The sequence below is a fragment of the Flavobacterium sp. LK-23 genome (assembly GCF_058135255.1).
Window position 1 is genome coordinate 203,553 of record NZ_JBYUVT010000001.1, and the last position, 19,869, is coordinate 223,421.

General features: G+C 33.6%; 18 protein-coding genes and 1 riboswitch. Of the genes, 1 reads left to right on the forward strand and 17 read right to left on the reverse strand.

The features are described 5' to 3' along the window. Window positions 1-155 precede the first annotated feature (155 nt). The 6 genes from cobA to AC3Y25_RS00830 form a co-directional block, all read right to left on the reverse strand. Window positions 156-929, reverse strand: a complete 774-nt coding sequence (cobA, locus tag AC3Y25_RS00805) for a uroporphyrinogen-III C-methyltransferase (RefSeq protein WP_489901427.1) — start codon at window positions 927-929, stop codon at window positions 156-158. Further along, window positions 922-3,012, reverse strand: coding sequence for a HEPN domain-containing protein (locus AC3Y25_RS00810; protein ID WP_489901428.1), 2,091 nt, complete (start codon window positions 3,010-3,012; stop codon window positions 922-924). Before AC3Y25_RS00810 ends, cobA begins: the two co-directional genes overlap by 8 nt. Window positions 3,013-3,118: 106 nt before the next feature. Continuing rightward, window positions 3,119-4,363: a sulfate adenylyltransferase subunit 1 gene (locus AC3Y25_RS00815; protein ID WP_095928065.1), complete on the reverse strand. Its 1,245-nt coding sequence runs from the start codon at window positions 4,361-4,363 to the stop codon at window positions 3,119-3,121. 162 nt (window positions 4,364-4,525) lie between these two features. Then, a complete protein-coding gene (gene cysD / locus AC3Y25_RS00820) occupies window positions 4,526-5,425 on the reverse strand; it encodes a sulfate adenylyltransferase subunit CysD (RefSeq protein WP_017497285.1) in 900 nt (299 codons plus the stop codon). Window positions 5,426-5,578: 153 nt separating this feature from the next. Beyond that, the gene (locus tag AC3Y25_RS00825; protein ID WP_427871956.1) at window positions 5,579-6,289 is read right to left on the reverse strand and encodes a phosphoadenylyl-sulfate reductase; all 711 of its coding nucleotides are present in this window, start codon (window positions 6,287-6,289) and stop codon (window positions 5,579-5,581) included. A 24-nt stretch (window positions 6,290-6,313) separates the two neighbouring features. Further along, the gene (locus AC3Y25_RS00830) at window positions 6,314-7,216 is read right to left on the reverse strand and encodes a sulfite exporter TauE/SafE family protein (RefSeq protein ID WP_489901429.1); all 903 of its coding nucleotides are present in this window, start codon (window positions 7,214-7,216) and stop codon (window positions 6,314-6,316) included. A 310-nt stretch (window positions 7,217-7,526) separates the two neighbouring features. Between AC3Y25_RS00830 and AC3Y25_RS00835 the strand changes: the two genes are divergently transcribed. Continuing rightward, window positions 7,527-8,309: a sulfite exporter TauE/SafE family protein gene (locus AC3Y25_RS00835; RefSeq protein ID WP_427871954.1), complete on the forward strand. Its 783-nt coding sequence runs from the start codon at window positions 7,527-7,529 to the stop codon at window positions 8,307-8,309. A gap of 70 nt (window positions 8,310-8,379) precedes the next feature. Here AC3Y25_RS00835 and AC3Y25_RS00840 read toward each other — a convergent pair whose 3' ends face one another. From AC3Y25_RS00840 to AC3Y25_RS00890, 11 genes are all read right to left on the reverse strand, one after another. Next, window positions 8,380-8,790: an RrF2 family transcriptional regulator gene (locus AC3Y25_RS00840; RefSeq protein ID WP_008466594.1), complete on the reverse strand. Its 411-nt coding sequence runs from the start codon at window positions 8,788-8,790 to the stop codon at window positions 8,380-8,382. A 122-nt stretch (window positions 8,791-8,912) separates the two neighbouring features. Continuing rightward, entirely contained in the window at window positions 8,913-9,419 is a 507-nt protein-coding gene (locus AC3Y25_RS00845; RefSeq protein WP_489901430.1) for an RDD family protein, read from the reverse strand. Window positions 9,420-9,478: 59 nt separating this feature from the next. Further along, window positions 9,479-9,991 (reverse strand): alpha/beta hydrolase, encoded by a 513-nt coding sequence (locus AC3Y25_RS00850; protein ID WP_489901431.1) that lies wholly within the window; start codon window positions 9,989-9,991, stop codon window positions 9,479-9,481. A 93-nt stretch (window positions 9,992-10,084) separates the two neighbouring features. Further along, entirely contained in the window at window positions 10,085-11,257 is a 1,173-nt protein-coding gene (locus AC3Y25_RS00855) for a trans-sulfuration enzyme family protein (protein WP_248729237.1), read from the reverse strand. A gap of 154 nt (window positions 11,258-11,411) precedes the next feature. After that, on the reverse strand, window positions 11,412-11,837 hold the full coding sequence (locus tag AC3Y25_RS00860) for an OsmC family protein (RefSeq protein WP_095928071.1): 426 nt from the start codon (window positions 11,835-11,837) through the stop codon (window positions 11,412-11,414). A gap of 196 nt (window positions 11,838-12,033) precedes the next feature. Further along, entirely contained in the window at window positions 12,034-14,448 is a 2,415-nt protein-coding gene (thrA, locus tag AC3Y25_RS00865; RefSeq protein ID WP_489901432.1) for a bifunctional aspartate kinase/homoserine dehydrogenase I, read from the reverse strand. A gap of 1 nt (window position 14,449) precedes the next feature. Then, window positions 14,450-15,433, reverse strand: a complete 984-nt coding sequence (locus AC3Y25_RS00870; protein WP_489901433.1) for an alpha/beta fold hydrolase — start codon at window positions 15,431-15,433, stop codon at window positions 14,450-14,452. Between the two features lie 77 nt (window positions 15,434-15,510). Continuing rightward, window positions 15,511-15,618: riboswitch (SAM riboswitch) on the reverse strand. Window positions 15,619-15,808: 190 nt separating this feature from the next. Beyond that, on the reverse strand, window positions 15,809-16,009 hold the full coding sequence (locus AC3Y25_RS00875; RefSeq protein WP_250834265.1) for a hypothetical protein: 201 nt from the start codon (window positions 16,007-16,009) through the stop codon (window positions 15,809-15,811). 647 nt (window positions 16,010-16,656) lie between these two features. Then, window positions 16,657-17,745, reverse strand: a complete 1,089-nt coding sequence (locus AC3Y25_RS00880; RefSeq protein ID WP_489901434.1) for a homoserine dehydrogenase family protein — start codon at window positions 17,743-17,745, stop codon at window positions 16,657-16,659. A gap of 213 nt (window positions 17,746-17,958) precedes the next feature. Beyond that, complete coding sequence (locus tag AC3Y25_RS00885; RefSeq protein ID WP_489901435.1) at window positions 17,959-19,263, reverse strand: O-acetylhomoserine aminocarboxypropyltransferase/cysteine synthase family protein; 1,305 nt, start codon at window positions 19,261-19,263, stop codon at window positions 17,959-17,961. Window positions 19,264-19,382: 119 nt separating this feature from the next. After that, complete coding sequence (locus AC3Y25_RS00890; RefSeq protein WP_427871944.1) at window positions 19,383-19,559, reverse strand: hypothetical protein; 177 nt, start codon at window positions 19,557-19,559, stop codon at window positions 19,383-19,385. Window positions 19,560-19,869 lie beyond the last annotated feature (310 nt).

Consider the following 19,869-nt stretch of genomic DNA (forward strand, 5'->3'; position numbering starts at 1 on the left):
TTAATTTCATCTAAACAAAATTATACCTTTTTGTTCTTTAATATACCTTTTTAAAAATTAAGAACTTTTCTTAATTTTCTTTTTACCATTAAGTTATTAAGAAAGATTAAGCATCGCTTTATTAACTTTATGCTCTTAATGGTTAAATTCTAAAGTTATCTTGCGATTTCTTTTGATAGAAATTCTTCGTAAAATCCTTTTAGTTTATTGCTTTCACGGACAACTTCTCCTAGAACAATAATCGCTGGCGAACCTAATTCTTTTTCTTTTACAACTTCTAAAATCGAATCTACGGTTCCTACGCCTACTTTTTCTTCTGCTGTTGTTCCGTTTTGAATGATCGCTACAGGTAAATTTCCTTTATTTTCTTTTTGAAACAAATCGATAATTTGAGGCAATTTGTGCATTCCCATCAAAATCACAACGGTTGCAGAAGATTGTGCTGCCAAAGCTACATCTGACGATAATTTTCTATCAGAAGTTGTTCCGGTAATTGCCCAAAAGCTTTCTGAAACGCCTCGTTTTGTAATCGAAATTCCCTGACTTGCAGGAACGGCAACTACTGATGAAATTCCTGGAACTACAATGGTTTCGATTCCAAAACTTTCTGCAAAATCAATTTCTTCTCCGCCTCTTCCAAAAATAAATGGATCACCGCCTTTTAATCGCACTACGTTTCCATAAGTCAGTGCATTATCAACAATCAATTGATTGATTTGATCTTGCGTGTAAGCATGATTTCCAATTCTTTTTCCAACAAAAATTCTAATTGCGCTTTTTGGCACGTAATCCAGAATTTCTTCGTTGGCCAAAGCATCATACAAAACCACATTTGCTTCAGCCAATGTTTTTACAGCTTTTAGCGTCAGTAAATCGGGATCGCCCGGACCTGCACCGACTAAAGTTATTTTGGGTTTTATATTATGCATTTGCTAATTCCTGTGCTCTGAAAGTTTCGATTTTGTCAAAGAAAACTGTTGCTTGTGCAATGTAATCTTTAGCGAAAGCGTCAGATGGTTCATTTTTATTGATTTGGTAAACCAAGTCTTTAAAAGTTGAGTTTAATTCAATTTTATTAGTATCGATAAAAACAGTATCAAACAAGTCTACAATTCCAGCGTGGTGATTTGTTTTTTGGTTTTCTGACAATAACAAAGCTTTTGCTCCATTTACAAATCCTGCATAAGCATGATAGATTGCATCTGACCATTTTTTCTCGTCGAAAGATTCTTGAGCCAAAATCAATTTCTCTTTCGCTTCAAACAATAATGTCGCCACTAAATCGATCACAACTCCAGCACATTCTCCAACTCCAACTGCTTTTACGTAATTGTCTGCATTACCCCAATCTACAAAATCAGCTTCTGTTAAATTGGTTACATCTGCAAAAGGCTTTAAGATTTCGTAGAAATATTTTTCTCCTTTTGTATCATAATAATCTAGGAATTTTTGTCCGCTTCCGTTAGCATCAAAATCATTTAAAATGGTACGCAACGCATCAGGACCTCTACGACTAGGCACTTTGATTACTTTATCAGCAAAACGTCCTGCTCCATTTCCTAATCTTCCTCCACCAAGTAAAACTTGTAAAGCCGGAGCAACGAGTTTACCTGAGTTGATAGACATTCCTTGGAATCCAATTGCAGACATATTATGTTGTCCGCAAGCATTCATACAGCCTGAAATTTTAATTTCGATTTCGCGGTTGTTTAAATACTGAGGATATTCTGCCGTTAAAACTCTTTCTAATTCTTCTGCAATACCGGTACTACTTGCAATCCCCAAATTACAAGTATCAGTACCCGGACATGCCGTAATATCTCCAACTGAATTATATCCTAATTGAACAAAATCCAACTTGGCTAATTCTTGGTAAAAGAATGGTAAATTCTCTTCTTTTACGTGACGAATTACAATATTTTGACGCAATGAAAAACGTAATTCATTTGCTGCGTAATTTTTAATTAAAGCGGCTAATAATCTGGCTTTATCAGTATAAAAATCACCTAATAAAACTTTGATTCCAATAGCATAATAACCGTCTTGTTTCTGCTTGATTACATTCGATTTTTTCCATGCTTCATAAGCTTCTGTATCTTCGATTGTGACTTGCGGAACTTCTAATAATGGTTCTGGAATTGGACCATCAAAAGCTGTTGTATCAATTTCGTATGTTTCAAACGCGATGGCTTTTTTCTCTTGTTCAACCAAATCAAGGAAAACATCTTTCCCCATTTCTTTGATTAAGAATTTCATACGCGCTTTCATTCTTTTAGCACGTTCTCCATATCTGTCGAAAATACGAATGATTCCTTCCGCTGTTGGGATGATTTCGTTTACTGGAACAAACTCCGAAAGCAATTCAGCATGTGCTGGCTGAGATCCTAAACCTCCTCCAAACATGATTTTGAAACCTTTTTGTCCGTCTTTAATTTTAGGAATAAATCCTAAATCGTGTAAATAGCTCAGCGCCGTATCTTCGTACGAAGAAGAGAACGAAATTTTGAATTTACGTCCCATTTCTTGACAGATTGGGTTTCTTAACAAATATTGAAAAAGTCCGTGCGCATAAGGCGAAACATCAAATGGTTCGTTTACATCTACACCTGCCAATTCGCTTCCTGTAATATTTCTAACTGTATTTCCACAAGCTTCACGAAGTGTGATATCGTCTTTAGCTAAATCTGCCCAAAGTTCTGGTGTTCGGTCTAAACTCACGTAGTGAATCTGGATATCCTGACGCGTTGTAATATGCAAACGCCCTGTAGAATATTCATCAGAAACTTGTGTGATACGCACTAATTGCTCGCTGGTCACTTTACCATAAGGCAATTTGATACGAATCATCTGAACGCCTTCCTGACGCTGACCGTAGATTCCGCGCGCTAAACGAAGACTACGAAAACGCTCATCATCAATTTTTCCTCCACGGAATAAGTGAATCTTTTTTTCTAATTCGATAATCTCCTTCTGAACTACCGGATTTTCTATTTCTGTTCTAAAACTTTCCATTTTCTTTTTGTTGCTTTAGGCTTTAAGCTGTAGGCTATAAGCTTTTTAAACTTTGTGTCTTCAATCTTTTAAGCTTAAGGCTTATTGCTTAAAGCTTATAGCAGGTTTACCTAATAAATCCTACTCCTGCTGTTGTGTTAGTTGCTGTATCAATTAAGATAAAAGCTCCGTTTGATTTGTTTTCGTTGTATGAATCAAAATATAACGGTTTGCTTAATTTGATCGTTACTTCTCCAATTTCGTTAATAGCTAATTGAGAAGCTTCTGTCGTTCCTGAGTAATCTGTCGCAATTGTGTTTTTAATACTTTCTACTTTTGCTAAAACTCTGTTTGTATTGTGTTGTACCAAATATTTAGTTCCTGGAACCAGTTTTTTACTGTCCATCCAGCAAACTGTTGTGGTAATATCTTTTTCAATTTTTGGAAGTTCCGATGATTTTACAATCATATCACCCCTTGTTACATTGATATCATTTTCTAATTCGATTGTAATTGAAGAACCTGCAACGGCTTCGTCAAATGTTTTATCGAAAAAGTGAATTTTAGATACTTTTGATTCCGTTAAAGAAGGAAGAACCGTTACGGCATCTCCAACTTTAATTGAGTTTCCGTATAATTTTCCTGCGTAACCTCTAAAATCGTGGTATTCTTCTGTTTTTGGACGAATCACAGTTTGAACTGGGAAACGTGCTTTTCCTGCTTCAAAAACATCAGAAGCATGTAATCCTTCTAAATGTTCCAATACCGTTTGTCCATCATACCAAGGCATATTTTCTGATTTATCAACCACGTTTCCACCGTTGATTGCACTTAACGGAATGTAACTTACGTTTTGCTCTTTGAAAGTACTTTTTGCATTTAATGCCTGAAAATCAGCTTTGATTTTATTGAAAACTTCTTCAGAATAATCTACTAAGTCCATTTTGTTGATGGCAACGATTACTTCTTTTACTCTCAATAAATTATTGATAAAAAAGTGACGGTAAGTCTGCTCGATTACTCCTTTTCTAGCATCAATTAAAATAATAGAAACCTGAGAAGTCGAAGCTCCTGTAACCATGTTTCTAGTATATTCTACGTGCCCCGGAGTATCGGCAATAATGTAACTTTTCTTTGCAGTCGAAAAATAAATGTGCGCAACATCAATCGTGATTCCTTGTTCTCTTTCTGCTACTAAACCATCAGTTGCCAAAGAAAAATCAAGATAATCGTATCCTTTTTGTTTACTGCTTTTTTCGATTGCTTCTATTTTATCAGTTGTCAATGATTTTGTATCGTACAATAATCTCCCGATCAAAGTACTTTTTCCGTCATCTACACTTCCTGCTGTTGCTATTTTTAAAACGTCCATCTTATATATTGTTTCAGGTTTAAATTTTTGTTTCAAGTTTCAGGTTTCAAGTTGTTGAAAAACTTTATCTAAAAATTAAACCTGTATGTTTTTGTTTTCTTGATTTTTACTTTAATTAATTCTGAATTGCATTCATAATTCACAATTCATAACTCATAATTATTAAAAGTATCCCTGTTGTTTTCTCTTTTCCATTGCAGCTTCCGAACGTTTGTCATCAATTCTGGCTCCTCTTTCAGAAATGGTTGATGATCTGATTTCTCCAACTACTTCTTCGATTGTTGCTGCGTAAGATTCAACTGCTGCTGTACAACTCATATCTCCAACGGTTCTGAAACGAACAATTCTTTCTTCGATTTGTTCGTCTTCTTCTTGGTACACAAAAGGAGAATGTGACCAGATTAAACCGTCTCTCAAAAAAACTTTTCTTTTATGTGAGAAGTAGATTGATGGAATCTCGATGTGTTCTTTCTCGATATAGCTCCAAACATCTAATTCTGTCCAGTTTGAAATTGGGAAAACACGAACGTTTTGTCCATTTTCGATTTTTCCATTTAAAATATCAAACAACTCAGGTCTCTGATTTTTTTCGTCCCATTGTCCGAAATCATCACGAACAGAGAAAATACGTTCTTTTGCTCTTGCTTTTTCTTCATCACGACGTGCACCACCAATACAAGCGTCAAACTTAAATTCTTCAATTGCATCCAAAAGCGTTGTAGTCTGCAAGCTGTTACGGCTTGAATATTTTCCAGTTTCTTCAACCACTTTTCCTTCATCAATAGCATCCTGAACATTACGAACGATTAGCTCTAAACCTAATTCTTCTACCAATTTATCTCTGAAAGCAATTGTTTCAGGGAAATTGTGTCCCGTATCAACGTGTAATAGAGGAAACGGAATCTTAGCAGGGAAAAATGCTTTTTGCGCCAAACGCACTAATGTGATAGAATCTTTTCCTCCTGAGAAAAGTAAAACCGGTTTGTCAAACTGTGAAATTACTTCTCTGAAAATGTATATCGCTTCACTCTCTAAAGCGTTTGTTTTTAATACTGAACTCATTGTTTTTTTGTTTGATATTTTGTTTGTGAAAAATTTTGTTTCAGGTTTCATGTTTAAAGTTTCAAGTTGCCTGATCTAAAAATCTACACTCTTTATTCTATAATCTATATCCTATTCTCTGCGAAAGTCTCGCCTCTTTCTTCTTGCTTCTATCTACTCTTTCTTAGCACTATGAAGTCCGCACTCTTTATGGCTTGATTCCCACCACCATCTTCCGGCTCTTATATCTTCTCCAGGAAAAATTGCTCTCGTACACGGTGCGCATCCAATACTTACGAAACCTTGTTTGTGTAAAGCGTTTTGCGGAACATTGTTTTCGGATAAATACGTTTCAACTTCTTCTAAAGTCCATTTTAGCAATGGATTGAATTTGATGATTTCGAAGTTTCCGTCGTATTCAAACAAACTTAAATCGTGTCTGTTTTCTGATTGTTCTGCTCTTAAACCTGTAATCCAAACTGAGTTTCCTGCCAAAGCTTTTCTTAACGGAACCACTTTTCGAATAAAACAGCACTCTTTTCTGTTTTCAACCGAATCGTAAAAGCTATTTGGCCCTTTTGTTTTCAGAAGATTTTCTACTGAAGCAGCTTCTGGGAAAAAAACTTCGATTGGTCTTTTGTATTTTTTTAATGTTTTATGAAAAACATCGTAAGTTTCCTGAAATAATCTTCCAGTGTCTAAAGTAAATACCGTAATATCTGTATTACTTTTTGCAATAAAATCAGTAATTACCTGATCTTCCTGACCGAAAGAAGTTGAGAAAATTACTTTTCCCGGAAATTCTTTTGCTAAAAAAACTAAGGTTTCGTCAAGCGAAAGAGCTGCAGTTTTCTCTAATAATTCTTGTACAATAATCGCACTCATAATCTCTCCTTTCTAAAATTATCTTTACAATAATTTAGATAATGTTTTTAAACTCAATAATATAATTAGAACTCCAACCGCAACCATCATTGGTTTTCTTTTGATTCTATTTACCAAATAAGCTGCTATTGGCGCTGAAATAACTCCTCCTAAAATCAATCCGATAATGATCTGCCAACCGTGAATTCCGCCAAAAAGCATGAAAGTAATTCCGCTTGCAAATGAAATGGCAAACTCAGCCGCATTCACAGAACCTATGGTATATTTCGGATTTCTTCCTCTTCCTAACAATGTTGAAGTCACAATTGGCCCCCAGCCTCCTCCTCCAACAGAATCCATGAAACCTCCAAACACTGCCAAAACTCCTAGTTTCTTAGTTTTCTTTTTAACAACACTTTTTCTCAAAGCTTTTCTGATAATTACAACTGCCAGAATAATCATGTAAACCGCAATAAAAGGCTTAATAATATCTCCGTCAATAACATCTGATAATAAATAAGCTCCTGTAATTGATCCTAAAACTCCGGGAATCAATAAATGTTTGACTAGTTTTTTATTGATGTTTCCAAAACGGTGGTGCGAAAGCGCCGATGCTCCGGTTGTAAACATTTCTGAAACGTGAACTGCCGTACTGCTCAAAACTGGCGAAACTCCATAAGCCAATAAAAATGACGTAGAAGTTGCTCCATATCCCATTCCTAAAGCGCCATCTACCAATTGAGCAAAAGCACCAATTAAAAAAAACGCTAAAAGATTTTCATCAAGCCCCTGAACAAAACCATCCCACGAAAATTCAGCGTGATGATTATAAATTAATGTAACTGCCAAACCTAACAATAAAACAACAGGTATTACAACCCACAATTTTTCCTTTAATAAAGAATCAGACTTTACTATCGTGTTGTTTAACTTAAGTTCATTTTCCATATTTTAAGAATTGTTTTTGTTCTTAAAAATCCATTACCCTATCGGCTTAGTAGATTACTTTGCAAAAGTACTATATATTTCGAAATATCAAAACAATATATTTACTTTTTTACATAAGCTATCTTCTTATAAACCAAGTTAAAAGAGATTTAAAAAAGAATTAGTGATTATTTTAACAAATTAAATGCTGCCTCTTACTATTTTAACAACATGATCCCATTTTGTGATCCACAAAAATACACATTTAATCTCTACAAAATCTATAGGATAATTATAAAATTGTTATTATTTTAGCGGCAAATAATTTTTCATGGATTTTCAGATCGGTCTTGTAATTGCAGGTTTAGCAGTTGGATTTATTGTTGGGTTAACAGGTGTTGGTGGTGGCTCTTTAATGACTCCTATTTTATTATATTTCGGCATTTCTCCAACAACCGCAGTAGGAACCGATTTACTATACGCTGCTTTTACCAAAGCTGGAGGAATATTTGTACACAATAAAAAAGGAAACATCAACTGGAAAATCACAGGCTGGTTGACTTTAGGTAGCGTTCCAGCCGCTTTAGTAACTTTATGGATTTTACATAGCATTAAAACCGATATAGAAACTATAAATCGAGTTATTAAGTACAGTTTAGGATGGGCTTTATTATTTACTTCGGTAGCGATAATATTCAAAAAGAAACTTTTAGTTTTTTCTCAAAAACATGCTGGAGATAAATTTCATAGTGAAAGCACTACACAAAACATGCTTACCATTGGAATTGGAGTTTTATTAGGAGCAACCGTAACCTTAACTTCTATTGGCGCTGGAGCATTAGGCACTGTAACTTTATTTTTCCTTTATCCATTATTACCAACTCCTCGTTTAGTCGGAACCGAAATTGCACACGCTGTTCCTTTAACTTTAGTAGCTGGAATTGGCCATGCTTCTATGGGAAATTTAGATTTAGGATTATTGGGTCAATTATTAATGGGATCACTTCCTGGAATATACATGGGAAGTATGCTAAGCGGAAAAGTGCCTGACCAGTTTCTTAGAAATGCAATTGCAGTAATGCTATTTTTAGCTGGATACAAGTTGATATTCTAATGCATCATAAATAACAAAAGACCATTTCAAATTTAGAAATGGTCTTTTGTTTTATAAATTAAAGTATTTTCTAAAACGCAATGTCTGCCAAAGAATTACTTTCTAATATTTTAAGTGTATTATCACGCACTTCTGTCATTAAACGTCTAGCAGCACAAGTTGATTCATCATCGCAATCGTCACATCTTTCGTAAAAATTATGACTTGCACAAGGCAGTAACGCAATTGGACCTTCAAGAATTCGGTACACTTTGGCCATGCTGATATCTTTTGGATCTTTTATCAGATAATAACCTCCGCCTTTTCCTTTTTTAGCACCAAGGAAACCCGAGTTTCTTAACAGCAATAAAATGCTTTCTAAAAATTTTATCGAAATATGTTCACTTTTCGCAATTTCAGCTATTTGTACCGGTTCATTATTCTCACGTCTGGCTAAATAAGTTAAAGCTTTAATTCCGTATTTTGTTTTCTTTGAAAGCACTAATGTAAAATTTTGATTGCAGAATTTAATTTCAAATCAAACTCTTGCAAATTATTGAATAACAAAAGTATGCTTTTTGTTTGAACTATCACAAAGAATAAAGTTAAATTCTACTAAATCTATCAGATTACTTCCTTTTTGCCAATTAAATCTAAAGAATAAAAATTTTCCATATCTTGTTCTAAATCTTTTTTCTCCACAACGTAGGTTTTAGAAAAAGAATCATGCCAAAATCTTGCTGATTTACTTAAAAAAGATAATACCTCAAAAGGAATTAAACGACATAAAGTTCTAATAAAAATAATCTTGAAACTTGGTTTTAGCCCATTTTCATCTACCACAACACTTCCTGTAACAATTTTTCCAATTGTTCTTCCAAAAAGACTTTCCAAAAACAAATAATAAATCGTTGCAAAAGAAAGATATGTTCCTACTGCTCCAAGGCTTATCATGATTTCCACCCAAGCGCTATAAATCTCCCATTGAAAAACATTTCCTATAATTACAACGAAAAATGAAAAAACAAATATGAAAACTGAAATAAAAACAAAATCAATAATGCCATTAAAAAAACGATCACGATCAGACGTTAACAATTTCTTTCCCAGCACATATGTAGAATTAGCCATTTTTCGCTTTAATTATTTAATATTCTAGATTCACAAAAATATGTCTTTTGCAGCATTAATTACAAAAAATTACTACAAAAGAGAAAAGCAATCTCTTTTTCCTTATATAAAAGATGATCTCGATTTTCAATAGTTTGATTTGAAATTTTTAAGTCCAAAAACCACTCTTCATTAGGCTTATTCAAATCTTTTTCACCATAATAAAGTTTGACTTTACAATTAGGCATTTCAGTTTCAAAACGCAATCTTGTAGAAGAAACAGCCACTAATTCTGTAATCTTTAAGCCTTTTAGAGAAGCTTTCCACGCAATAGTTCCGCCAATGCTAAAACCTAAAACGGCAACTTTTTCTTTTTCAAAATCCAATAAATTGCTTACTGCTTTTTCAATTCCGTCATTTAAAAATTGGTTATGAATTTCGGTCTCATTATTTGTTGAGCTCATCTGAGCTAATTTTAAAACATCATAATATTGAATATCATATTTAACTTCCAATATTTTGATATAATACTCAACCCATTCAGGATTGCCTCCAAACAAATCTGATAACAAAAGCAATCTTGTTTTTTTCATATTTTGATGTCTCGTTTTAAAAAAGCAATTTTCTTTATATAAGAAAGGGCTATTTTAGAAAAAATAGCCCTTTCAAAAGTATTATATTTTATTTTAAGCCAATGCTTGTTTTAAATCTGCAATTACATCTTCAACAGTTTCCAAACCAACAGAAACACGAACTAAACCTTGCGTGATTCCCACTGCCAATTGATCTTCTTCAGATAATTTGCTATGTGTTGTAGAAGCTGGATGTGTAACAATTGTTCTTGTATCTCCAATGTTTGCCGATAATGAACAAAGTTGAATTGAGTTCAAGAATTTTCTTCCTGCTTCGATTCCGCCTTTAATTTCAAATGCGATGATGTTTCCACCAGCTTTCATTTGTTTTTTAGCAATTTCGTATTGTGGATGCGATTTCAAGAACGGGTATTTTACACTGTTTACATTTGGATGGCTTTCTAAAAATTCAGCTACTTTTAGAGCATTTTCGCAGTGTCTATCAACACGAACTGCTAATGTTTCTAAACTTTTTGAAAGAACCCAAGCATTAAATGGTGACAAAGCTGGACCTGTATTTCTAGAGAACAAATAAATCTGTCTAATTAACTCTGCATCTCCAACTGTTACTCCTCCTAAAACACGTCCTTGTCCATCGATTAATTTTGTTGCTGAATGGATAACCAAATGTGCTCCAAATTTAATTGGCTGTTGTAAATATGGTGTTGCAAAACAGTTGTCGATTATTAAAATCAAGTTGTGTTTTTTAGCAATATTTCCTAACAATTCTAAGTCAATTACATCAACTCCTGGATTTGTTGGAGATTCGGCGTATAATATTTTGGTATTGGGCTTAATAAAGCTTTCGATTGTTTCTGGCTTATTAATTTCGAAATAAGAAGTTTCGATATTCCATTTTGGAAAATAAGTCATAAACAAAGCGTGAGTAGAACCAAAAACACTGCTTGCAGAAACAATATGATCTCCAGAATTTAACAAAGCTGCAAAAGTAGAATATACTGCCGCCATTCCTGTTGCAAAAGCATAACCAGACTCAGCCCCTTCCATTTTACAGATCTTATCTACAAACTCCGAAGTGTTTGGATTACTGAAACGGCTGTAAATATTTCTCTCTTTTTCTTCTGTAAAAGAAGCTCTCATATCCTCAGCATCTTCAAAAACGAAGCTTGATGATAGGTACAAAGGCACCGAATGTTCTAAATATTGAGATCTTTCTAATTGTGTTCTAATGGCTTGTGTTTCAAAACCAAATTCTTCTGTATTCATTGTGTGTTGTTTTGTTTTTTTGTTTCAGGTTTCATGTTTTAAGTTTCAAGTTTTCCAACGAGGCAAAAGAAATCTAAAAACCTAAACCAAAACGAGTCTATTATTTAACTCAATCCAAGAATTATCTAATTCCCTAATTGACTAATTATCTAATTTACAAAGCTTCGTTGTTCAAGACAACTTTGTATTTAATTGTTGCAGTCGGTTCAACTGTTTTGGCAACTGAACAGTATTTCTCGAAAGAAAGTTGTGCTGCTTTTTTGGCCTTTTCTGGGTTGATTTCTCCTTCTAAATAAAAAACCACATCGATTTCTTTAAAAGGTTTTGCTTCTTCGATTTGAACTCTTGTTCCCTCAACCTCAGCATTAAAAGAAGTGATTTCTTGACGCTGTTTTTTTAAGATCGAAATCATATCAATAGCGCTGCATCCTGCAACTCCCATTAATACCAATTCCATTGGACTTGCACCTAAATCGCTTCCGCCAAATTCGGCTCTGCTATCAACGTCAACTACGTGTCCGCGTTCATTTTTTACTTTAAAATGAAATGCGTCATTTACTCTGTTTAAACTTACTTTCATTGTGTTGTTATTTTTTTGTTTTTTTTAATTCTATTCAATTTTGTCATTTCGACGAAGGAGAAATCTTGGTTGCTAAATCGACAAAGATTGACATTGCTTTGTAGAGCTACTTGCGGAGATTTCTCCTTCGTCGAAATGACAAACTAGGCTTGCAAATCTTAAATCTAAACTCTAAAATCTGCAATCTAAAATCGTCTTATCCTTTATCAGACAATCTCAAGATATCTCCGAAAACCCCTCTCGCCGTTACCGCAGAACCTGCACCGGCTCCCTGAATAACTATTGGACGATCTCCGTATGATTCTGTATAAATTTCGAAGAAAGAATCTGAACCTTTTAATCCGCCTAATGCAGTATCTTTTGGCACTGAAACTAATTTTACTTCTAGATTTCCTTTGTCATTCTGCAAATCTCCAGACAACTCACCGATATATCTTAAAACGTGATTTGGCTGTTGCTCTGCTTTTATTTTAGCGTAAACTGGATCGAATTCTTTCAATTTCGTCAAGAAATCGGCAGCACTTCCTTCACGTAAGTGTTCTGGAATTAAATTCTGAATTGAAATTTCTTCAAACTCATTTTGCAAATCTAATTCTCTAGCTAAAATTAATAATTTTCTACCTACGTCGTTTCCGCATAAATCCTCACGCGGATCTGGCTCTGTATATCCGTTATCAATTGCTTCTTGCAAGATTTCGCTAAAAGGAGCATCTTTCGCAGAAAAATTATTGAATAAATAACTTAATGTTCCAGAGAAAACCCCTTTAATTTTTGTGATATTTTCTCCCGAAAGGTGTAATAATTTAATCGTATCAATTAACGGCAATCCTGCACCAACATTGGTTTCGTATAAGTAATTCTTTTGGTTTTCTGCCAAAGCTTTTCTCAATTCTTTATAGAAACCGTACGTCAAAGTATTAGCTACTTTATTCGAAGAAATCAAATCGAAACTGCTTTCTACAAGCGGAATATAATTCTCAACGAAAGTTGCACTTGCTGTATTATCAATTGCAATTAAGTTTTCTAAATGATGTTCGTTTGCGTAAGCAATAATATCTTTAATCGTGTAAGCTTCGCCTTTTGTTTGAATATCGTTTTTCCAGTTATCTGTAACACCGTATTTGTTCAAAAGCAGTTTTTTAGAATTCGCTATAGCGAAAACATTCAACTTAATATCTTTACGTTTTTCGATTGCTGCAGCCGATTCTAAAATTTGATTAATCAAAGTTCCTCCTACTAGTCCATGGCCGAAAATAGCAATGTTGATTTTCTTAGAAACTCCAAAAATCTCTCCGTGAATTACGTTTAAAGCTTTATTTAATTCTTCTTTTTTAACAACCAAACTCACATTTTTACCCGTTACGGTGTTGTTAAACAAAATCGGAACAATTTTATTTTTGATTAAAGCTGTGTACGGTTTATGGAAAGTGCTCAAATCCTGACCAATAATCGAAATTACCGATACATTGTCTGTCACCGTAATCTGATTTACGTCTTTAGAATAGAAGTCATTTTCGAATTCTTTTTCCAATTCGACCATTGCAAGAGTAGCTTTTTCTGTTGCCACAACCAATCCGATTCCTCTTTCTGAAGAACCTTGCGAAATGATGCTTACACTGATATTGTGATCGCCCATTACTTTAAAAATTCGAGCATCAACTCCTGCTTTTCCAAGTAATCCGCGTCCTTCAAGATTTACAAGAGAGACATTTTCTAAAACAGAAAGCGTTTTAATTCCTTCTTTAGAAGAATCAGATGTAATTAAAGTTCCACGGTTTTCGTGATTGAAAGTATTTAAAATACGAAGCGGAATATTCTTTTCTAACAAAGGAATAATTGTCTTCGCATGAAGAATCGTTGCGCCAAAATTTGCCAATTCGTTCGCTTCATTAAACGATAAATACTCAATTTTCTTAGCATCGGCAACCAAATCTGGGTTTGCCGTGTAGATTCCGTCTACGTGCGTGAAGTTTTGTAATTCTTCTGCATTTAAATAATTTGCAATTAACGAAGCGGTATAGTTACTGCCATTTCTACCTAAAGTAGTTGTGTCGTTGTTGTTGTTTGAGCCAATGAAGCCTGTAACTATATTAACCGTTTCGCCGTTATGTTCTTTAAAATAATTGACTACGTTTTTCTTTGAAAGCTGTTCTAAAGGCTGTGCATCACCAAATTTAGAATCGGTTTTCAACAATTCTCTTGTATCTACAAAATTGGCTGGAATTCCTTTTTCCAATAAAATAGCTGTTAATAATTTAGCCGAAAGCAATTCTCCTTTAGACAAAATCTGATCTTTGATTTTCTTGCTGTAATCGCCAATTAAACTTACCCCTTCAAAAAGTTTGTCTAAGACACCAAATTCTTCCGATAAATCTACATTCGGATAATCTGATATTTGATATTTTTTAAAATTCTCTAATAATTCTTTGTAACTGCCGTTTTTAGCAGCAATGCTCAAAATAAACTCTAATTCGTCTGTAGCATTTCCGCGTGCAGAAACTACAACGGCAATTTTTTCACCTTGACTTACTTTATCAGAAATGATTGAAACAACTTTGTTAAGTCCTTCTCCGTTTGCTAACGATTTACCTCCAAATTTTAATACTTTCATTTTATTTCTTTATTGTTTCTGCCTTAAAAATATCGCTAAGTAAATGATCTAATTGTTTGTACTCGATTAAAAAAGCGTCATGTCCGTGAACCGAATCAATTTCGCTGTAGAAAACATTATCTTTAAATTTCTTCAATTCTTCGTAGGTTTCTACGTTCTCCTTAGCTGTAAAAAACAAATCCGAATTGATTCCGATAATATGAATTGAAGCTTTTGTTTTAGACAATAAATTTTCAAAACTTTCACTATTTCTAGTAATATCAATTGTTTTAAGCAACTGATTCATTAATTTATAAGAAGACAATTGGAATCTTTTCTGCAATTTTTTCCCGTGATGCGCCAGCCAACTTTCTATATTAAAAATCAAAAGGTCTTGATTGATTGTACGCTGAAATTTTTCTTTGAAAGATTCTGGCGAACGGTAACAAAGCATTGCATGTATTCTGGCGTCTTCAATTGGCTTCGAAGAATTATTCAGAATTTGCTCTTGTAAAAAGCAATTTGCAATAAGCCAATCAGTAGATTTCCAATCACTCGCAATCGGAATAAGGTTTTCTGTAATATTTGGCGCTAATGCTAAAATTTCCCAAGCAATTCCGCCACCAACAGAACCTCCAATAACCGCAAAAAGCTTTTCGATATTTAGAGTTTTTACACCTTCGATAAAGATTTTGGCAATGTCTCTCGCTGTAAAATCTAAATAGTTGTCAATTAAAAAAGAATTGCTTCCGTTTCCTGGAATATCGAAAGCTAGAATGGCATAAACATCAGTATCAATGGTTTTACCTTTACCAATCAAGTCATTCCACCAGCCATTTTCGCCAGTAACTTGCGAATTTCCAGTTAAAGCATGATTAACCAAAACAATAGGCGCGCTGTGCAAAGGTTGTCCTGCCAGCGTAAAACTTAATGGTATAGAATGATAAGTTGCACCACTTTCTGTGATGAAATCTTGAATTATAATGGGATTTGGTATATTTTCCAATTTCAAATCTGTTGTATTATTGATTTGTATATGGAAATATTAGAAAGAAAAACTAGGTTTAACTAGAAAAAATCTTGTTGTTATCTTTCCACGTTTGGCGTGGTAGAATGTAGCACCTTCTTCGTTTTACCGAAGGGTTGCTAAGGCTTCATCGGGTCTAATCCCTCGTCCTTTCTTTATAACATTTCAATACGTGTTTGAACTTAACGAGTGCAAATTAACTACTAATTTCGCTAACAAACAAATTTTATCTAAAAGTGTTTGTTAAATTTCTGTGACATACTTTAGCAAAAACTATTATACGCAAAAATTTACCGAACAAAAATGCCCAGTAAAATTAAGCAGGTTTTCACCTAGTTTATGATGCTTTTCCGTTTAGATAAAAAGCGTTTCATTTTCTTTTGAATACATCAAAAACAATAAAGAATTTGGTGCTTTTTTCTCAGCACTTTTATCTTCCTCTGTCATTCCGAATCTTGGGTGAGCCAATTCGTTTGTTGGCGGTGGATTACTATTTTTTGTCCTTCTATTTTTCAATTTAGAAATTTTTTCTGCGAAGTAGTTCAATTTGCTCATGATATTAAGTTTTAGTTAAGTTGTGTTTTATAATCTTTATTTCTCGTTTATCTTTTTGTTAATTCGTTTTACCGAATAAAAAAACCCTTTTGGATTTTTAGATACCAAAAGGGTTTAAGTTTTTACACTCATGTATGCTTTTAGTATCAACAGACGTATGCGCAAATAAGCGCGACAGTAAACATCTTGTTCATCTGTAAGGATTTATTCATCTGTGATTTATATTGTATTTTAAAATTTTGCATTTCTGTTAAATTAAAAAGCCTCCTAATATTTCTATCGGAGGCTCTTACTATATTGTTATTGTATTCTTACAATTTTTTTAAGCAATAGACACCCCAGCCTCGGTCTTAACCGAAATGGCACAAAACATTTTGTTGACTTTTAAGTTCATTTGATTTCTAGTAGTTTTTGGGTATAACAAATATGCAAATATTTTTTTTATTACACAAATAAAATTCAAGAATTTAATTACAAAATTCGTTGAAAATGTGTTTTTTAACGACAAAAAACATCTTACAAAAACGAAAACGAAATAACAAAGGTAAAAAACTTACAAAAAAGCTAATTTTTTCTTCATGACTCCATTTGACAAATCAATTTATCAAAGAACTTTTTTCTCTTTTTTCTTTTTTTTAACTAAAAAATTAAAGCCAAACAGCTTCTTTGCTCCTAATTCGCTCCGCAATTTTCAGAATATCGGTTATAATTCCTCTAGAAATTGCTTGTTTGCAAGGCGGAGCACTTTGAATTACGATAGGAATGTCGGCATAAGATTTAGTGAAAATTTCAAAAATGGCATCAGAACCTTTCAATTGTCCGATTGGAGAATCTACTGGTTCCGAAATCAACTTAACTTCCAAAATGCCTTTTTCTACATCAAATTCTCCTACATATCTCAATACATGATTTTCTGCTTGAGTAATTTTGGTGATTTTAAAAGATTTATCGAGGGCGTCTTTGTTTAGCACTCCGTTTTTCTCCAAATGCTCTTTGGTTATAAATGGCTTGATTTTAATGTCTGAAAGCTCAAAATCTTTTCCTATCTCTCTGGCCAAGATCAAAAGTTTTCTTGCAGTATCGTTTCCAGACAGATCTTCTTTAAAGTTTGACTTCATTAATCCTAAAAGACTCGCATCTTTTAAAACAGATGAAAACGAAACTTCTTCTGATGAAAATCGATTAAAAACATAACTTAGATTATCAGAGAAAACACCTCGAATTTTTGTGATTTTTTCGCCCGAATAGTACAAATCTCTTAAGGTTTGCAAAACGGGAATCCCAGTTTCGACAGAAGTTTCATACAGAAACTCTTTGCCATGCTTTTTAAGATCTGATCGTAGTTCTTTATATAAGTCAATCGGGAGCGTATTGGCTTTTTTGTTTACCGCTACGATATTGAATCCGTTTTTGATTAGCGTGTTGTAATGCTTTACCAATTCATCACTGGCTGTTGCATCTACGGCAATCAAGTTTTCAAATTCATTTTCTTGTGCAAATTCGACAATATCTTCTACTTTAAAAGGAACTGCCAATTGTCTAAAATTGGTTTCCCAAGCATAACCAACACCTTCTTTCTCAAAAAAAGCGACCGTCGAATTGGTTATTATGGGAAAATGAAAATCGACATTTTTGCTTTCAAGAAAAAACTCCTGACTTTCGACAATCTGATTAATCAAAGTACTTCCGATATTTCCAATTCCGAAAAGGATAATGTTTATTTTAAGCTTTGACATAATTTCTATTTTTTAATTTTTGAAACCATATAAGAGATATAAGTTCATTTAATATTCCAACGTTTATCAAGGTAGACGCACTGCAGTGCGTCTCTACAAAATGCAATTATATTCTTTATAGGGTTTAAATTTTATAAAGATGCTTTTCATAAAAAATTACCTTTAGCAAAACCACTCGCTAAAGGCAATTTTTCAAACAAAAAACAAAAAAACCTAATTTTTATTGATGCTGAATTGAGAAAGCGAAACGCTCTCAAAAACAGTTTGCAAATCAGCAATCAAATCTTCAATATCTTCAATTCCCACAGACAGACGAATCAAATCTTTAGAAACTCCTGTTTCTATTTGTTCTTCATCTGTTAATTGCTGGTGCGTAGTGCTTGCTGGGTGAATAATCAGCGATTTTGTATCGCCAATATTGGCTAGCAGAGAGAATAATTTAGTATCATCAACCACTTTTTTAGCAGCATCAAAACCTCCTTTTAATCCGAAAGTGATAATACCGCTTTGCCCTTCTGGGAGATATTCTTTGGCCAAAGCATTATATTTACTCGATTTTAAACCTGGATAATTTACCCAAACCACCTCATCTTGTTTTTCTAACCATTCGGCTAGAGCCAAAGCATTTTCACTGTGTTTCTTAATTCGAATTGGAAGTGTTTCTAGTCCCTGAATAATCTGAAAAGCATTAAATGGACTTAAAGCAGCACCAAAATCACGCAAACCTTCAATTCGAGCTTTTGCTATAAAAGCTGCATTTCCTAAGGCCTCATGATATACTAATCCGTGGTATCCTGCAGATGGCTCGGTAAATTCAGGAAATTTTCCGTTTGCCCAATCAAAGTTTCCAGCATCAATGATAACGCCTCCTAATGAAGTTCCGTTTCCTGCGATATATTTAGTTAAGGAATGAATTACAATATCGGAACCATATTTAATTGGATTCAACAAATAAGGTGTCGCAACTGTATTATCTACTATAAATGGCACTTTGAATGCTTTGGCTTCTGCCGAAATTGCTTTTAAGTCTAGTACATCTAATTTTGGATTTCCAAGAGACTCCACAAAGAAAGCTCTTGTATTTTCTTTTGCTGCTTTGGTAAAATTTTCAGGTTTTGAAGGATCTACAAATGTGGTGGTAATTCCTAATCTTGGCAAGGTAACTTTTAATAGATTGTAAGTTCCTCCGTATAAACTATTTGAAGCAACAATATGATCTCCCGCTTTTAAGAGTGTCAATAAAGTTGTTGAAATTGCAGATGCTCCAGAAGCAGTTACTACAGCTCCAATTCCGCCTTCAAGAGCTGCCAGACGTTGTTCTAAAATATCGTTTGTCGGATTATTTAATCTAGTGTAGATAAATCCAGCTTCGGCAAGACCAAATAAATTGGCTGCATGATCTGCGTTGTTAAATACATATGATGATGTCTGGTAAATAGGCACGGCTCTTGTTCCTGAATTTTTAGTAACGTCGTGACCTGCATGTAATGCGTTTGTTGCGAATTTTTGTGTACTCATGATTTCTTAGTTTTTTAGGTATTTTTAATACGTTTATATATTGTTATATGTAATTGATATTGATATTGATATTGATATTGAAATCGCTTTTTGAAATTGCTATTGAATCTGAAATTGATTTAAGCCAAAATATCTTCAGCTTCTTCTTCAAGATCATATAGATGGAACAGTAATGATTTCTGCGTTTTTATCTGCTGTGCAGGATCATATTTTGGAGTTTCAGTTGATGTTTCTTCCGAATTATTATTTCTTAATAAGTATTGAAATGCTATCGTATTTATATCTAGTGTATTCATGATTTAAAATTTAAAATGTTGGAAATAAAAAAGCCCTTTCGGATGGCGACCAAAAGGGCTTATAGTTTAACTATAACAAAGATTGTCTCTTTCACTTTTGGCAACAGCAAATTGGGATGCACATTTGCATCATCTCACAACACATCATATTTCTTTTTGCTATTGTTTTCATTTTGATTTAAAATTTGAATTCGACTATTTTTTAAATTCGACTAATTCGATAGAGTAAATGTAATAAGTATTTTTTTAACGACCAAATTAAATTTGAAATTTTATACTATTTTTTTTAGAATCCCTTTCAAGCCTTTTA

Coding starts and splice junctions, on each gene's coding strand:
- AC3Y25_RS00810 (WP_489901428.1), bottom strand. CDS start 3,012: ATGGAAAGTTTTAGAACAGAAATAGAAAATCCGGTAGTTCAGAAGGAG.
- AC3Y25_RS00855 (WP_248729237.1), bottom strand. CDS start 11,257: ATGAATACAGAAGAATTTGGTTTTGAAACACAAGCCATTAGAACACAA.
- AC3Y25_RS00890 (WP_427871944.1), bottom strand. CDS start 19,559: ATGAATACACTAGATATAAATACGATAGCATTTCAATACTTATTAAGA.
- AC3Y25_RS00845 (WP_489901430.1), bottom strand. CDS start 9,419: ATGGCTAATTCTACATATGTGCTGGGAAAGAAATTGTTAACGTCTGAT.
- AC3Y25_RS00860 (WP_095928071.1), bottom strand. CDS start 11,837: ATGAAAGTAAGTTTAAACAGAGTAAATGACGCATTTCATTTTAAAGTA.
- AC3Y25_RS00815 (WP_095928065.1), bottom strand. CDS start 4,363: ATGGACGTTTTAAAAATAGCAACAGCAGGAAGTGTAGATGACGGAAAA.
- thrA (WP_489901432.1), bottom strand. CDS start 14,448: ATGAAAGTATTAAAATTTGGAGGTAAATCGTTAGCAAACGGAGAAGGA.
- AC3Y25_RS00885 (WP_489901435.1), bottom strand. CDS start 19,263: ATGAGTACACAAAAATTCGCAACAAACGCATTACATGCAGGTCACGAC.
- AC3Y25_RS00875 (WP_250834265.1), bottom strand. CDS start 16,009: ATGAGCAAATTGAACTACTTCGCAGAAAAAATTTCTAAATTGAAAAAT.
- AC3Y25_RS00850 (WP_489901431.1), bottom strand. CDS start 9,991: ATGAAAAAAACAAGATTGCTTTTGTTATCAGATTTGTTTGGAGGCAAT.
- AC3Y25_RS00825 (WP_427871956.1), bottom strand. CDS start 6,289: ATGAGTGCGATTATTGTACAAGAATTATTAGAGAAAACTGCAGCTCTT.
- AC3Y25_RS00835 (WP_427871954.1), top strand. CDS start 7,527: ATGGATTTTCAGATCGGTCTTGTAATTGCAGGTTTAGCAGTTGGATTT.
- cobA (WP_489901427.1), bottom strand. CDS start 929: ATGCATAATATAAAACCCAAAATAACTTTAGTCGGTGCAGGTCCGGGC.
- cysD (WP_017497285.1), bottom strand. CDS start 5,425: ATGAGTTCAGTATTAAAAACAAACGCTTTAGAGAGTGAAGCGATATAC.
- AC3Y25_RS00880 (WP_489901434.1), bottom strand. CDS start 17,745: ATGTCAAAGCTTAAAATAAACATTATCCTTTTCGGAATTGGAAATATC.
- AC3Y25_RS00830 (WP_489901429.1), bottom strand. CDS start 7,216: ATGGAAAATGAACTTAAGTTAAACAACACGATAGTAAAGTCTGATTCT.